The 12,970-nt window shown below is 66.6% G+C and carries 12 protein-coding genes; 3 read left to right on the top strand and 9 right to left on the bottom strand.

The genetic code is table 11. The features are described from left to right. The 5 genes from RQP54_RS13235 to modA all read right to left on the bottom strand — a co-directional run bounded on the left by RQP54_RS13235 (position 1) and on the right by modA (position 5,106). On the bottom strand, positions 1 to 1,524 hold the full coding sequence (locus RQP54_RS13235; RefSeq protein ID WP_315678849.1) for a HAMP domain-containing sensor histidine kinase: 1,524 nt from the start codon (positions 1,522 to 1,524) through the stop codon (positions 1 to 3). 98 nt (positions 1,525 to 1,622) lie between these two features. Then, the gene (locus RQP54_RS13230) at positions 1,623 to 2,429 is read right to left on the bottom strand and encodes a class III extradiol ring-cleavage dioxygenase (protein WP_315678848.1); all 807 of its coding nucleotides are present in this window, start codon (positions 2,427 to 2,429) and stop codon (positions 1,623 to 1,625) included. Positions 2,430 to 2,534: 105 nt separating this feature from the next. Beyond that, a complete protein-coding gene (gene modC / locus RQP54_RS13225; protein ID WP_315678847.1) occupies positions 2,535 to 3,641 on the bottom strand; it encodes a molybdenum ABC transporter ATP-binding protein in 1,107 nt (368 codons plus the stop codon). After that, positions 3,638 to 4,321 carry a molybdate ABC transporter permease subunit gene (modB, locus tag RQP54_RS13220; protein WP_315679338.1) on the bottom strand — a complete coding sequence of 228 codons (684 nt, stop codon included), beginning with the start codon at positions 4,319 to 4,321 and terminating at the stop codon, positions 3,638 to 3,640. Before modB ends, modC begins: the two co-directional genes overlap by 4 nt. A 2-nt stretch (positions 4,322 to 4,323) precedes the next feature. Beyond that, positions 4,324 to 5,106, bottom strand: coding sequence for a molybdate ABC transporter substrate-binding protein (modA, locus tag RQP54_RS13215; RefSeq protein WP_315678846.1), 783 nt, complete (start codon positions 5,104 to 5,106; stop codon positions 4,324 to 4,326). A 92-nt stretch (positions 5,107 to 5,198) separates the two neighbouring features. Between modA and RQP54_RS13210 the strand changes: the two genes are divergently transcribed. Next, positions 5,199 to 6,788 (top strand): methyl-accepting chemotaxis protein, encoded by a 1,590-nt coding sequence (locus tag RQP54_RS13210; protein ID WP_315678845.1) that lies wholly within the window; start codon positions 5,199 to 5,201, stop codon positions 6,786 to 6,788. Between the two features lie 5 nt (positions 6,789 to 6,793). On the opposite strand, the gene pbpC is transcribed toward RQP54_RS13210, so the two are convergent. From pbpC to RQP54_RS13195, 3 genes are all read right to left on the bottom strand, one after another. Then, a complete protein-coding gene (gene pbpC / locus RQP54_RS13205; protein ID WP_315678844.1) occupies positions 6,794 to 9,049 on the bottom strand; it encodes a penicillin-binding protein 1C in 2,256 nt (751 codons plus the stop codon). Beyond that, entirely contained in the window at positions 9,036 to 9,659 is a 624-nt protein-coding gene (locus RQP54_RS13200; protein ID WP_315678843.1) for a DUF2971 domain-containing protein, read from the bottom strand. The genes pbpC and RQP54_RS13200 overlap by 14 nt, the downstream gene beginning before the upstream one ends. A 144-nt stretch (positions 9,660 to 9,803) precedes the next feature. After that, positions 9,804 to 10,742, bottom strand: coding sequence for a LysR family transcriptional regulator (locus tag RQP54_RS13195; RefSeq protein WP_315678842.1), 939 nt, complete (start codon positions 10,740 to 10,742; stop codon positions 9,804 to 9,806). A gap of 98 nt (positions 10,743 to 10,840) precedes the next feature. Here RQP54_RS13195 and RQP54_RS13190 point away from each other — a divergent pair, with 98 nt between their 5' ends. Beyond that, positions 10,841 to 11,242, top strand: a complete 402-nt coding sequence (locus tag RQP54_RS13190; RefSeq protein WP_315678841.1) for a hypothetical protein — start codon at positions 10,841 to 10,843, stop codon at positions 11,240 to 11,242. A gap of 150 nt (positions 11,243 to 11,392) precedes the next feature. Then, entirely contained in the window at positions 11,393 to 12,136 is a 744-nt protein-coding gene (locus RQP54_RS13185) for a substrate-binding periplasmic protein (protein WP_315678840.1), read from the top strand. A gap of 141 nt (positions 12,137 to 12,277) precedes the next feature. Here the strand turns inward: RQP54_RS13185 and RQP54_RS13180 are convergent, their stop codons facing one another. Beyond that, positions 12,278 to 12,694: a hypothetical protein gene (locus RQP54_RS13180; RefSeq protein WP_315678839.1), complete on the bottom strand. Its 417-nt coding sequence runs from the start codon at positions 12,692 to 12,694 to the stop codon at positions 12,278 to 12,280. Positions 12,695 to 12,970: the final 276 nt, after the last annotated feature.

The following is a 12,970-nucleotide window of genomic DNA, read 5'->3' as shown; positions in this document are numbered from 1 at the left end:
CTATTGGGGAGTGACGTGGGGGGCCTGCAAAGGCAGCCACAGGCTGAATCGCGCGCCCTGGCCCGGCTGGGTCGTCAGGGTGATCTCGCCTCCCAGGGCCCCAGTAACGAGCCCATGCACGATGTACAAGCCCAGCCCCGAGCCTCCTTGCCCGAAGCGGGTGGAGAAGTAGGGGTCGAATGCCCGCTGTGCCACGTCGGATGGCATGCCGACGCCGTCATCCGACACCTCCAGCAGCACCCCCGGGAAATCCCTGTCCTGCGGCCGGGCACAGACATGCAGCTGCAGGGAGGTTCGGTCTCCGAGGCCATGCACGGCTGCATTCTGGAACAGGTTGCTCAGTACCTGCTCCACGGCCCCGGGGTAACTGTCCAGCTCCAGCGATACCGGCACGTCCAGCGCCCAACCCAGCGGCAGGCGCTTGAGGCTGGGGAGCATGACCTGGTGGGTGTCCTGCACCACCTGTGCCAAGCGGAATGTGCGCCGTTGCATGCTGGATTGGTCCACCGATACGCGCTTGAAGGTTGCCACCAACTCTGCAGCACGCTGGCTGCCGCGGTCGATCAGAGCACTCATCTGGCCGGCCTCGTTCAGGAAGTCTTCCAACTGGCTGCGGCGCAATTGCCCTGCGGCGTTCGCCCCTTGTACCGCCAACGCACGCTCCAGCAAGGCGGAGGCCGCGACCCGCACATTTCCAAGCGGGGTATTGAGCTCATGGGCCACCCCCGCCACGAGACTACCCAAGGCGGCGAGCTTTTCACTTTGGACCAGTTGCTTCTGTGCGCGCTTGAGTTGCTCCACGTTGTGTTCCAGCTCCAGGGTGCGCTCCAGTACACGCTGTTCCAGCTCGGCGTTGAGGGCTGCCAGCGCGCTGCGGGCCCGGTCGCGCTCCTGGGTCTGGCGGTTCAGGGTAACCGACAGCAACACCACACCGATCAGGGTATAGGGCGACGAGGCCAGGTAACGGATGTGCTCAGGCGCCATGTCAAAGGCCTGCAGCAGGAACATGGACAAGGGGTATCCCAGCAAGGCCGCCGCCAGTGTGGTATGCCCTACACCAGCGAAGCGCCGACCGGTGTTCCACACCATCCAGGCCAGATAGGCAAACAATGCCAGCGCCAGCCAGTCGCCGAACGAACGCAGGCCCGCGCCCCAGGCGGCTACGGTGAGAACAGGAAGCGACACCCACAGAAACAGGAACAGGTGCAAGGGTGGGCGGCGCGAGTACTCGCAATAGGCCACGAGCCCCGCCACCATGGAGGCCAGGCTGGCATACCCCACCACAATCTGGATCGCCAAAGACACCGAGACGGCGCTTGGACGCCCGATGTTGGGCGTGACCAGTATCGGGGTGCCGATGTTGATCACGGCAGCGCACAGCATGCTCAGTGCCAGCCAGTCCAGCGCCCACTCCTTGCGCACATGCACCTGGCGCCACAGCAACCAGGCCACGGCGGCCTCCAGCACGCCGTTCGCCTGTGCGAACGACTCAGCGGCATTGGAGTGGAAAAGGGTCAGGTCCATGCACCACCTTGTGGGGGAAGGAGCACGGTATCACGAAGCCTCACCCATCGCCAGCCCCACATACCCGCACTGGGTTGCGGCAGGTGCCGCAAGAGTGATCAGTGCAGCGCCATCGCGTCCATGGACAGCATGCCGTAGAGAATTTCGCGGCTCAGGTAATCCAGCGAGGGGGCACTGCCCTCCTGGCCCCAGCCCGCAGCGCCCAAGGTGAAGAACAGCGGCAGGAAATGATCTTCTGTGGGGTGCGCGCGGTGGGCATGCGGGGCCAACTCACGGTAGTTCAGCAGGGCGGTCGCGTCGCCCCGCCGCACCGCCGCCTCCACCCAGCGACTGAACTCCACCGCATAGGGCGCAGCCTGGCTGCCGTCGAAAGCTCCGAACTCACCCAGGTTGTGCGTCATGGCGCCACTGCCCATGACCAGGATGCCTTCACTGCGCAGACTCTGCAGTGCCTGCCCCATGGCGAACACCTCTTTCGGGCCAAAGCCCATGGGCAGCGCCACCTGCACCACGGGAATGTCCGCTTGCGGGTACAGGTGCATCAGGGGCACCCAGGTGCCATGGTCGAAAGGACGCTGGGGGTCGGGCTGAGCTGGCATGCCGGCCTGGGCCAGCAAGTCCTGCACGCGCTGTGCTACGGCGGGTTGACCCAGCGCCGGATACTGCAGCGCATACAGCGGACGAGGAAAGCCGCCAAAGTCGTGCCAAGTGGTCGGAGTGGGGCTGGTCATGACCGCGGGGCCACGCGCCATCCAATGGGGTGACATGACCACGATGGCGCGCGGCGCGGGGGCCTGGGCGGCCGCCCACTGGGCCAGGGCCGGGCCGGTCTCACCGGGCTCCAGCGCAAACAGCGGCGCACCGTGCGACACGAACAGGGTAGGCATCAGGGAAGCAGTGGTCATGGCAGGCTCCAGCGCCGCAGCGCGTTGCAATGCTTTGAACTGTAGACGCCACCCCGTCAATCAAGGTGCAAAAATTTTCACCGCAGCATTGCGCCGCATGCGGCTTCAGCCCACCAGACCGACGGACTTGATGTGCGCCCATACCGCACGCCCCGGTACCAGACCCAGAGCATCGACCGCGCGGCAGGTGACGCGGGCCAGCAGCAAGGCACCGTCTGCGCCCTGTCCGCCGCGCTCCAACTGCAGCTGCACCAAGGCCTGCGAGGGGTGGGCACCGGGCGCGATGGCACGCACCATGCAGGGCATGGCGTTCTGGATCGAGCTGTCCTGCAGCGGCGCCAACGACAGGCTCACGTCGCGCGCCAGCACGCGCACGCGCACGCGCTGGCCCAAGGCCAGCCCCGTGTCACGCAGCCACAGCGTGGCACCGGCGCACTGCACGGCGGCCAGGTGCCATCGGGTATCGCACTGCTGCACCTGCCCCAGCAGCAGGGCCCCGGCGTCCTCGCCCAGCACCACGGGGGCGTCTACCTGCGCCAATACCTCGGCGACCGGGCCGCAGGCGCGCACACGCCCGGCCTCCATGACCACCAGGGTATCGGCCAGCCGCGCCACTTCGTCAGCCGCGTGGGTCACGTACAGCATGGGAATGTGCAGTGCGTCGCGCAGCCGCTCCAGCCAAGGCAGCAGTTCCTGGCGGCGCGCGCCGTCCAGCGCCGACAAGGGCTCATCCAACAGCAGCACCTGTGGTTCGCTGGCCAGTGCGCGGGCAATCGCCACGCGCTGGCGCTCGCCGCCGGAAAGGCCCGAGACGCCCCTATCGAGCAGGCGGCCAATGCCCAGCAGTGCAATGACCTCTTCCACGGACGTCGGCAGCGCGGCCCCGCGCCAATGCGCGGCACCGAAGAGAATGTTCTCGCGCACCGACAGGTGGGCGAACAGGCTGGCCTCCTGGAACACATAGCCCAGCGCGCGCTGGTGTACCGGTACGAAAACGCCCTGGGCGTCGTCCTGCCAGGTCGTACCACCCAACTGCACCAATGCGTTGCGCGCGCGCTCGAGCCCCGCTACGCAACGCAGCAGGCTGGTCTTGCCGCACCCCGAAGGGCCGTACAGCACCGCAATGCCTTGCGCAGGGAGGTGCAGGTCGACGTCGAGCGCAAAGTTGCCACGCTGCCACTGCAGCAGGATGCGCTGGGCCGCTCCGCTCATGTGAGCAACCCGCGGCGGCGGCCATTGGCAGCGTGCAGCAACCACAGCACCAGCAGTGCAAACACCACCATGCCCAAGGACAAGGCATGGGCCTGCCCATATTCGAGCGCTTCGACATGGCCGTAAATCTGAGTCGACACCACCTGGGTCTGCCCCGGAATATTGCCTCCGAGCATGAGCACCACGCCGAACTCGCCCACCGTGTGCGCAAAGGTGAGCACGGCGGCACTCACGTAGCCGGGGCGTGCCATCGGCAGCGCCACGCGCCAGAAGGCCTGCCAGGGACTGGCGCGCAGGGTGGCAGCCACTTCCATCGGGCGCTGCCCCATGGATTCAAACGCATGCTGCAGCGGCTGCACGGCAAAGGGCAACGAGTAAATGAGCGAGCCCAACAGCAAGCCGCCAAAACTGAAGGGCAGCAGGTCCAGGCCGAGCGACTGCATGGCCTGCCCGACCCAGCCCTGCGGCCCCAGGCTGACCAGCAAGTAGAAGCCCAGCACCGTCGGCGGCAGCACCAGCGGCAAGGCCACGACGGCAGCCACCAAGGCGCGGGCGCGCGACGTGGTGTGCGCCAGCCACCAGGCCACGGGCGTGGCCAGCACCAGCAGCAGCACGGTTGTGGCCGTGGCCAGTTCGGCACTCAGCACGATGGCCGACCAGTCCTGGGCAGACAGTGTCACGCTCATGGTCTTGCCGGTTCCTCGAAGCCATAACTGCGCAGCACCTGGCGCGCCGCATCGCTGCGCAGGAACGCCAGGAACGCTTTGGCGGCGTCATTGTCCCGCCCACGCTGCAGCAACACGGCATCCTGCAGGAGGGGGGTGTGCAAGCTACTGGGCACCAACCAGACCGAACCACCCAGCGGTTGCTGGTTGCGCAGGACCTGCGAGGCCGCCACGAAGCCCAGTTCGGCATTGCCGCTGGCCACGAACTGCCAGGCCTGGGCCACGCTTTCACCCTGCACCCAACGCGGCTGCAGGCGCGCACGCAGGCCCAGCTTGTCCATCACCTCCACGGCCGCCGCGCCGTAGGGTGCGGTTTGCGGGTTGGCCAGCGCCAGATGCCTGAAATTTCCCTGGCTCAGCACCTGGCCCTGGGCATCGACCAGTCCCGGCGTCGCACTCCACAGCACCAGCCGCCCTATGGCATAGGTCAGGCGTGTACCCGCCACGGCCTGGCCGCCGGCTTCCAGGCGCTTGGGCGCTTCGTCGTCGGCCGACACCAACACATCGAAGGGTGCCCCGTTGACGATCTGCGCCTGCAGCTTGCCGGTGGCGCCCACGGCCACCACCAGTGTGTGGCCGGTGGCGCGGCCGAACTCGGCCTGCAGTTGCTGCATGGGCGCTGACATGTTGGCGGCCACGGCCACACGGGCTTCGCCCGCCCAGGCATAACCTGCGGCCAGAAGCAGCCAGCCCACCATCCATGCCACCCACCGGGCGGCCAGGGAAACGATCGATGTCATGGAGCCGAGTATAGGTAGTCACCCGCTGTACATTGCGCGCCAAATGTGCCGATACTTCTCCACTGGAGCGCATTTATTCTGGAGACGAGACCATGCTGACCCGCGTAAAGATCGGAACCCGCCTCTATGCAGGCTTTGGATTGCTGGTGGTGCTGTCCATCGCCGTGATCGGCATTGGCTGGTTTGGCCTGAACGTGGCCATGAAAGGCCTGGACGGCATCACCGGCAAGCTCATTCCGATCAACATCATCACGGCCAAGGCCAAGTACGGCATCCTGGAAAGCAAGATCGCCCACAACGGCATGGTGGCGGCGATGGGCAAGCCCGAGGTCATCAAGGCGCTCAAGGCGGAATGGGACGCACAGCAGAAGCTGCTCGATGGTGCTGGGGACAATTTCGCCAATGCGCCCATCACCGAAGAGCAGAAGAAGAACCTGGCGGCGTTTCGCGGCTACCTGCAGGAATACCGCGCCGCGGTAAACCCCGTGGTGGAGAAGCTGCTGGCCAATCAGTACGCAACCAATGCCGAGGCCTGGGAGGCCATGCAGGCCTCGGAAAAGGGTTTCAAGCCCATGTACGACATGCTGGCAGGCATCGACGCAGCGCTGCAAAAGGGCGGCACGGAGGTGTTTGGCAAGATCAACGGCGCCATGACTGCCATCACCACTGCGCTACTGGTCATCGGCGCACTGAGCGTCACGACCGCCGTGCTGCTGGGCTGGCGCATGGCGCACTCCATCGTGCAGCCGGTGCATGGCGTGGCCGAGTTTGCCGAGCACATGGCCGGTGGTGACCTGACCAAGCGCCCCCCATTGGCCCAAGGCAACGACGAACTGGCCCACATGACGCAGGTGCTGGAGCGCATGCAGAACTCGCTGGTGGGCGTGATCAGCAAGGTGCGCGAGGCGGCCGACGGCATCCAGCTGGCCGCCTCCGAAGTGGCAACCGGCAACCACGACCTCTCGGCCCGCACCGAGCAAACTGCCAGCAACCTCGAAGAAACCGCGTCGAGCATGGAGGAAATGTCGGGCGCGATCAAGCAGTCGGCCGACTCCGCGCGCGTGGCCACCCAACTGGCCTCCGAGGCCGAACGCAGTGCCCAGCAGGGCGGCGAAGTGGTGGGTCAGGTGGTGAGCACCATGGCCGAGATCAACCACGCCTCGCGCAAGATCAACGACATCATCGGCGTCATCGACGGCATTGCCTTCCAGACCAACATCCTGGCGCTGAACGCCGCGGTGGAAGCGGCCCGTGCGGGCGAGCAGGGCCGCGGCTTTGCCGTGGTGGCCAGCGAAGTGCGCTCGCTGGCCCAGCGCAGTGCCGAGGCCGCCAAGGAAATCAAGGGCCTGATCAGCGACAGCGTTTCGAAGGTGGAACATGGCTCCAGCCTGGTGGGCCAGGCCGGCAGCACCATGGAGGAAATCGTGGCCAATGTGGTGAAGGTGCGCGAGATCATCGGCGAGATGTCGGTAGCCGCCACCGAGCAGGCCGACGGCGTGCAGCAGATCAACTCCGCCATTGCCAACCTGGACCAGATGACGCAGCAGAACGCTGCCCTGGTGGAACAGGGTGCCGCCGCCGCATCGAGCATGAGCGAGCAAGCCACCGAGCTGGCCCAGGTGGTCAGCACCTTCAAGCTCGCCGCCGGTGCGGGCGGTGGCAACACCTTGCTGCTGCAGTAACTGGCCTAGCGCCGGGCCGCGTCCGCGCGGCTGCGCCCGGCGGCGGTAAGCCCGGCACCGCGCACCTCGATGCGTATCTCGTCACACACCTGACCGGCCGCATCCACAAGCTGCACCCGGTGGCGCCCCGGCCACGGTAGCCAAGCCAACGTGGTGCCCTGCCCTACGGCCTTGCCGTCGATGCGCCAGCGGGTAGCGGACCCTTGCGCCGTGAAGTTCAGGCGCTGGCGCTGCGGCGGTATGTCCGGGTCCAACGCCACGATGGTGCCCGGGGCCGGAGCCGTGATGCGCGCCGCCACGCCCCCGTCCTGGGTGCATTTTTGGCCTCCAGCCCCCATGGAAATTGCGCCAGAAGCTCCTGTTTTAATAGCAAAACGAGGCTGCTCGGTGCCCGCCAGGAACCACTCGCTGCGCGCAGCCTCCACCGGCGCGCCCGTGCCCGGCGCCGCGAACTGCACCTGCTGCTGCACCAGCCCGGCCGGTGCGGCCGGGGCCTTGCTGGGCGTACTGCGGTGCAGGTAACCCATGACGGCGGCCCACACCGGGGCCGCGCCGCTAGTACCGCTCACGTCCCACATGGGTGCGCCGCTGGCATTGCCCACCCACACACCCACGGTGTAGCGTTGCGACCAGCCCACGGCCCAGTTGTCGCGCATGTCCTTGCTGGTGCCGGTCTTCACGGCGGTCCAAAAGCGCGTGGCCAGCACGCTGTCGGTGCCGAAGGTGCGGGCGCGGGCGTTGGTGTCGGACAGCATGTCGCCCACCACGAAGGCGGCGCGGGCGTCGAGCGCGCTGTGGAATGACGGTGCGGCACCAGCCTGCAGCCGCGTGGCACTGGCGCGCCCGCCGTTGGCCAGCGCCCGGTAGGCGTTGGTGAGCGCCAGCAGCGACACCTCGGCGCTGCCCAGGGCCAGGCTGTAGCCGTAGTAGTCGCCGCTCTCCTTCAGCGGAAGCCCCAGGCGCACCAGCTGCTTGTGGAAGGCGTCGGGCGACACCATGACCAGGGTGCGCACGGCCGGCACGTTGAGCGAGGCCCCCAGCGCCGTGCGGGCCGACACCCAGCCCTTGAACTGGCGGTCGTAGTTCTGCGGGATGTACAGGCCCCCGGGCGTGGGTATCTGCGTCCCCGAGTCTTCGAGCAGCGAGGCCGCCGTGATGCGCCGCTCGGCAATGGCCTGGGCATAGAGAAAGGGCTTGAGCGTGGAGCCGGGCTGGCGCAAAGCGGTCACAAAGTCGAGCTCGGCCGCGTCGCTGAGCAGGCCCGAGGACCCGACCCAGGCCAGCACCTCGCCGCTGGCGTTGTCCAGCACCAGCACGGCGCCGTCTTCCACATGGCGGCCGGATAGTTCGCGCAAGTGCTGCTGCAAGGTGCCTTGGGCAAAGCGCTGCAGGGGCGCCAGCAGCGTGCTGCGCACCGCCAGCGTGCGCGCGCCGGGTAGCAACTGGCGCGCCACGTGCGGTGCCACGCCTTCGCTGGCGTCGAACGCGCGGCGCTGCAGCGCCGCCAGGGTGAACACCTCCAGCGCGCTGCAATCTGCGCCACTGGCCTGCAGGCTCTGCAGTACGGCACAGGCACGCTTGGCCACCTGCGCCGGCGGCGCATTGGGTGCGCGCACCAGGGCGGCAGCCACCGCGGCCTCGCTCGCGTCCAGGCCATGCGCGGCCTTGCCGAACAGCGTGCGGCTCAGTGCATCCAGCCCCACCAGCTCGCCCTTGAAGGGCACGAGGTTCAGGTAGGCCTCCAGTATCTGGTCCTTGCGCCAGCTGCGCTCCAGCGCCGTGGCCGACACCGCCTGCCCGAGCTTCTGCACCGCGCTGCGCCCACCCCGGGCGCGCGCCAGGTCCTCTTCGAGCAAACCCGCCAGCTGCATGGTGATGGTGGAGGCACCGCGCGTGCGGGTGTTCCACAGGTTGGCCCAGGCGGCCGCGCCCACGGCCTGCCAGTCGACCCCGCTGTGCTCGTAGAAGCGCCGGTCTTCGCTGAGCACCAGCGCCGTGCGCAGTGCGGGCGACACGTCGGCCAGCGCCACCCACTGCCCCCGGCGCACGGTGGCATCCACCCGCAGCCGGTGCAGCAACTCGCCACGGCGGTCCAGCAGCAGCCGGTCGGACGGCTGGTACGCCGCCTTTACCTGCTCAAAAGTGGCTGCAGCCCGCACAGGAATTGCGCAGGCAGCTATCAAAATAGAAGCAATCACAAGGCGTACCGCAGGTAGCTGCGGCCGTGGTCGTGGCCCGCGCCTGCCTTCAGGCGCCACCATGGGCGAACTTCTTCCAGTTCTGGTTTTCCACCAGCGTGGAGTGGTAGACCTTGAGCCGCGAACACCCGGGCAGGGACTTCAGCGTCTGCTTCACATGCTGGGCCACCGTTCGCGGCAGCCACGGGCTCAGGATGATGCGGTCCACCGTGCTGCGCGGCATGGCAATGCGGTGCACGGGCGGGCCGGCCTGTGGGCTGGCGTGGAACAGGCGGAATTCGCTCTCGTCCTGGAACGCGTGGCGCTTGAGGTAGGGCAGCTCGTCCAGCGTCGGGGCGGCCGCCTGCAGCTCGTTGAGCGTCCTGTACTGCACCGCCTGCGCGCGCAGCCCGGGTGCCTGTGCCACGGCGGCCAGGAACTGCTCGCGCCGGAATTGGATGCAGACACCACCGGAGCCATGCGAGAACACGCGCCAGTGGTGGTAGGTCTCGGCCCCGTCGGCCAGGCAAAGCGCATACACCGACCGCACCCCTGCGCGGCGGGCGTATTCCTCGATGTAGAAGGAGTCGTTGCGGTCGTCCCAGCTGGCGGGATTCAGCAGGGCCAGCTGCTCCGTGTGCAGGAACTCAATGACGTACGGCAGCTCGGTATAGCGGCGCAGAAAGCTTTCCATCGGACCATCCCCCCTAAACATTCCCTGTCGGCAGCCGACAGGGCTACCGTTTCCAGTAAAAACAGGCTGCAGCCCTCACAGGAATTGCGCAGGAAGCTACCAAATTGGTAGCAACTGTAAAGCGCTTGCGAACTGGCCAGCGGGCTATTGTGCCGTCTCGTGCGCCGCGAATTCGCCACTGGCAGCCAGCAGCTGCGCCACGAAGTCCAGAAACACCTGCACCTTGCGCGGCAGGTGGCGCTGCTGTGCCACCACACCGTAGATGCGCAGCGGCGCCGGGCGGTGCCCTGGCAGCAGCTCAACCAGCGCGCCACTGGCCAGCAGGTCGTGCACCACAAAGCGCGGCGTGAGCGTGACGCCCTGCCCGGCCAGCAGCGCGTCGCGCAGCACCACGCTGTTGTTCACCCGCAGGCGGCCCTGCACCTGCACGGGGGCGCCACCGCGCGTGCCACGCAGCGGCCACAGGCCGGGGCTGTCGGTCTGGGTGTAGATGAGGCAGGCGTGCTGCAGCAGGTCTTCGGGCGAGGCCAGGGACGGTGCGCTGGCCAGGTAGCCGGGCGCGGCCACCAGCACGCGCTGCACGGCACCCAGCGGCCGCGCCACCAGGCTGGAGTCGGGCAAGGCGGTGGCGATGCGGATGGCGCAGTCCATGCCCTCGGCCACCAGGTCGACGTAGCGGTCGTTCAGGTCCAGGTCGAGCGTGAGCTGCGGGTGCGCCTGCAGGAAGGCGGGCACCTGCCGGGCCAGCCACATCAGCGCAAACGAGGTAGGCACCGCCACGCGCAACCGCCCCGCCGCGCTGGCACCGCTGCCCCGGGCGTCGTCCAGCGCGCTGTGCAGGTCTTCCTGCAGGCGCACGGCGGCGCCGTAGAAGCGCTGCCCCGCTTCGGTGACCTGCAGGCTGCGCGTGGTGCGCTGCAGCAGCTGCACCCCCACATCGGCTTCCAGCTGGGCCACCAGCTTGCTCACAGCCCCGCCCGTGAGCCCCAGATGGCGCGCCGCGGCGGTGAACGACCGCTGCTCGACCACGCGGCAAAACGCCTGCAAGGCGGGCCAGTTGGGGGGACGGTCATTGTTTCCCATATGGAATGAATCTTATGCCATGAAGTGCCTATACGCGAACGATTTGCATCAATAGACTTCCCACCATCTGCTTCCCCTGCATTCTCTGGAGAGTTCCCATGACCTGGATCGTTGACCACATCAAAGGCCTGATGCTGCTGGCCGGCGCGCTGACCAGCACCATGCTGCTGGCCGCCATCGCCCCCCACCTGGCCCTGCAAGCCACCTTCGGCGACACGGTGCAGGGCCCGCTGGCAGAACTGGTGGTGCGCAGCTGGGGCGCACTGGTGGCCCTGGTAGGCGCCATGCTGGTCTACGGCGCCTACCACCCGGCCCAGCGCGCGCTGGTGCTGGTGGTGGCGGGCGTCAGCAAGCTGGTGTTCGTGGGCCTGGTGCTGGCGCAGGGCAGCCGCTACCTCGGCAGCGCAGGGCCGGCAATCGCAATGGATGCTCTATTCGTGCTTGTGTTTGCGAACTACCTCTGGGCGGTACGCCACAGCCGCCCACTCGCCATCGTTTGAGCAATCCGACCATCCTGGCTGCAACGGGCTCGTCGACGGCAAGGCCAGACTTCCATTGATACCCTGCCCGATACCCGTCATACTGCGCTGACGAATGGGGGCCTGCAACGGCACGGTCCGCACTAACGGCGAAGCCACTGGAGAAGCCGCATGAGGAAGACTACTGCCTGGCTGGCAATTTTCGCGCTCTCGACAACGGTCATGGCGAAAGACCTGACGCTTGTCGCGCAGGAGTATCCGCCGTTCAACTGGAGCGAGGGCGGTGAGCTCAAGGGCGGCATGGTCGAAGTGATGAAGCGGGTGTGCGAGCGGCTCAAGTACCAATGCACGTTCAGCAGCGTGCCGCTGGCACGCGGCATCATGATGCTTCAGGACGGTTCGGCTGACGGCATGCTGAGCTTGATACCCAATGCCGAACGGTCCGCCTATGCCCATTTCTCGCCCACGGTCGTTGTGTCCAAGGTCTCCTACTTTGGAGCCAGGGACAAGTTCCCCAAGGTCCACGCATTGAAGGACCTGGATGGATGGACGGTGGGTGGCGTCCGCGCCTCATCGAGCCTGAACATTGCCAAGGAGCATCAGAAAGAGGCAACGCACATGACCCTCATTGACGAGAACAACAATGAGACGCTGGTCAAGAAGCTGCAGGCTGGCCGTTATGGCGAGAAAGGCGCCATCATTGGTGGCGACGCGGTATTGGCCCATGAAGCCGCAAAGATCAAGCTGGACCTCGACGTGGTCCTGGAAGGCGTTCCTCAAAACTTCGTGAACGCATTTTCGAAAAAAAGTGTCGATACGCAGACCATGGCACAGATCACCAAAGCCATTGTCGAGATGAAGAAAAGCGGTGAGATCAAGACGATCCTGAGTAGCTTCGGCTTGAAGGGCGACTGAGCGGTAGACGGGCCTTGGTGAAGCAAGCATGCTTGCCCAAACGCAGCGGAGCCGATCAGTCACTTAGTGCAGCAGCCCCTGCACCCTGCCAGATCAACAGTTTGACTTGTGTGCGGTCGGCATCGTCCGCAGGCAATGCCACTACAGCTTCACGCCAATGCGCAGCAAGGCGGTGCGCAGTTCGCGGCTGGCGGGTACGGAAACGTCTACCGCTGCAATGGCGGCAGCGAACGGGGAGCCTGCGCGGATGTTGCCGGGCAGCAGCTTCTTGATGGGGTTGTTCGCCCCGGGGTACTTGCCCTGCGCCGGGCACATGCGCACGTAGCAGTTGTGCTGGTCCAGCAGACCCTTGGCCACCAGCTCGGCCAGCTGCGCCGCGCTCACGTAGGTGGAGCGCCGCACGTCCTTGCGCCCGGGCTCGGGCACGTCGCGCACCAGCTCGAACTTGCCCAACGATTCGCGCTGCGTGTCGGTAAATGGATGCAGCACAAAGGTCTGCCGAACCCCGGTCTTCTTGGACACCAGCACGTGCTCGACGGCAACATCAGTCAACAGCATTTTGTTCTTGGGAGGGGTTAGGACACAGCGGGCCGATTGGTGGCAGCCAACGGGGTGGCTGGGGGTGGGGACTGTAACCGAACAGCGTAATACGCGGTATGGGTAAGTGACCACATGGGGCGTTTTACAGGCATCCGGCTCAGCGTCAGCTAGGGGCGGCGGATTCAACCGGTCGATGCAACACACTAACCACCGCATAGGCGGAAGGAGTGTTGCAGATGAAGCGGCGACCCAGGATCTACTACACGGATAGCCAGAAAGCGCTGATGTGGGAGC

It is taken from the genome of Curvibacter sp. APW13, assembly GCF_032337135.1.
In the GTDB taxonomy this organism is placed as follows: domain Bacteria; phylum Pseudomonadota; class Gammaproteobacteria; order Burkholderiales; family Burkholderiaceae_C; genus Allorhodoferax.
Note: the sequence above shows the minus strand (reverse complement) of the source record. Positions and strands in the feature narration are given on the sequence as shown.

Bases quoted from the DNA above. Each gene is read 5' to 3' on its own strand.
- RQP54_RS13235 (WP_315678849.1), bottom strand. From the start codon at position 1,524: ATGGACCTGACCCTTTTCCACTCCAATGCCGCTGAGTCGTTCGCACAG.
- RQP54_RS13230 (WP_315678848.1), bottom strand. From the start codon at position 2,429: ATGACCACTGCTTCCCTGATGCCTACCCTGTTCGTGTCGCACGGTGCG.
- modC (WP_315678847.1), bottom strand. From the start codon at position 3,641: ATGAGCGGAGCGGCCCAGCGCATCCTGCTGCAGTGGCAGCGTGGCAAC.
- modA (WP_315678846.1), bottom strand. From the start codon at position 5,106: ATGACATCGATCGTTTCCCTGGCCGCCCGGTGGGTGGCATGGATGGTG.
- RQP54_RS13210 (WP_315678845.1), top strand. From the start codon at position 5,199: ATGCTGACCCGCGTAAAGATCGGAACCCGCCTCTATGCAGGCTTTGGA.
- pbpC (WP_315678844.1), bottom strand. From the start codon at position 9,049: ATGGTGGCGCCTGAAGGCAGGCGCGGGCCACGACCACGGCCGCAGCTA.
- RQP54_RS13200 (WP_315678843.1), bottom strand. From the start codon at position 9,659: ATGGAAAGCTTTCTGCGCCGCTATACCGAGCTGCCGTACGTCATTGAG.
- RQP54_RS13195 (WP_315678842.1), bottom strand. From the start codon at position 10,742: ATGGGAAACAATGACCGTCCCCCCAACTGGCCCGCCTTGCAGGCGTTT.
- RQP54_RS13190 (WP_315678841.1), top strand. From the start codon at position 10,841: ATGACCTGGATCGTTGACCACATCAAAGGCCTGATGCTGCTGGCCGGC.
- RQP54_RS13185 (WP_315678840.1), top strand. From the start codon at position 11,393: ATGAGGAAGACTACTGCCTGGCTGGCAATTTTCGCGCTCTCGACAACG.
- RQP54_RS13180 (WP_315678839.1), bottom strand. From the start codon at position 12,694: ATGCTGTTGACTGATGTTGCCGTCGAGCACGTGCTGGTGTCCAAGAAG.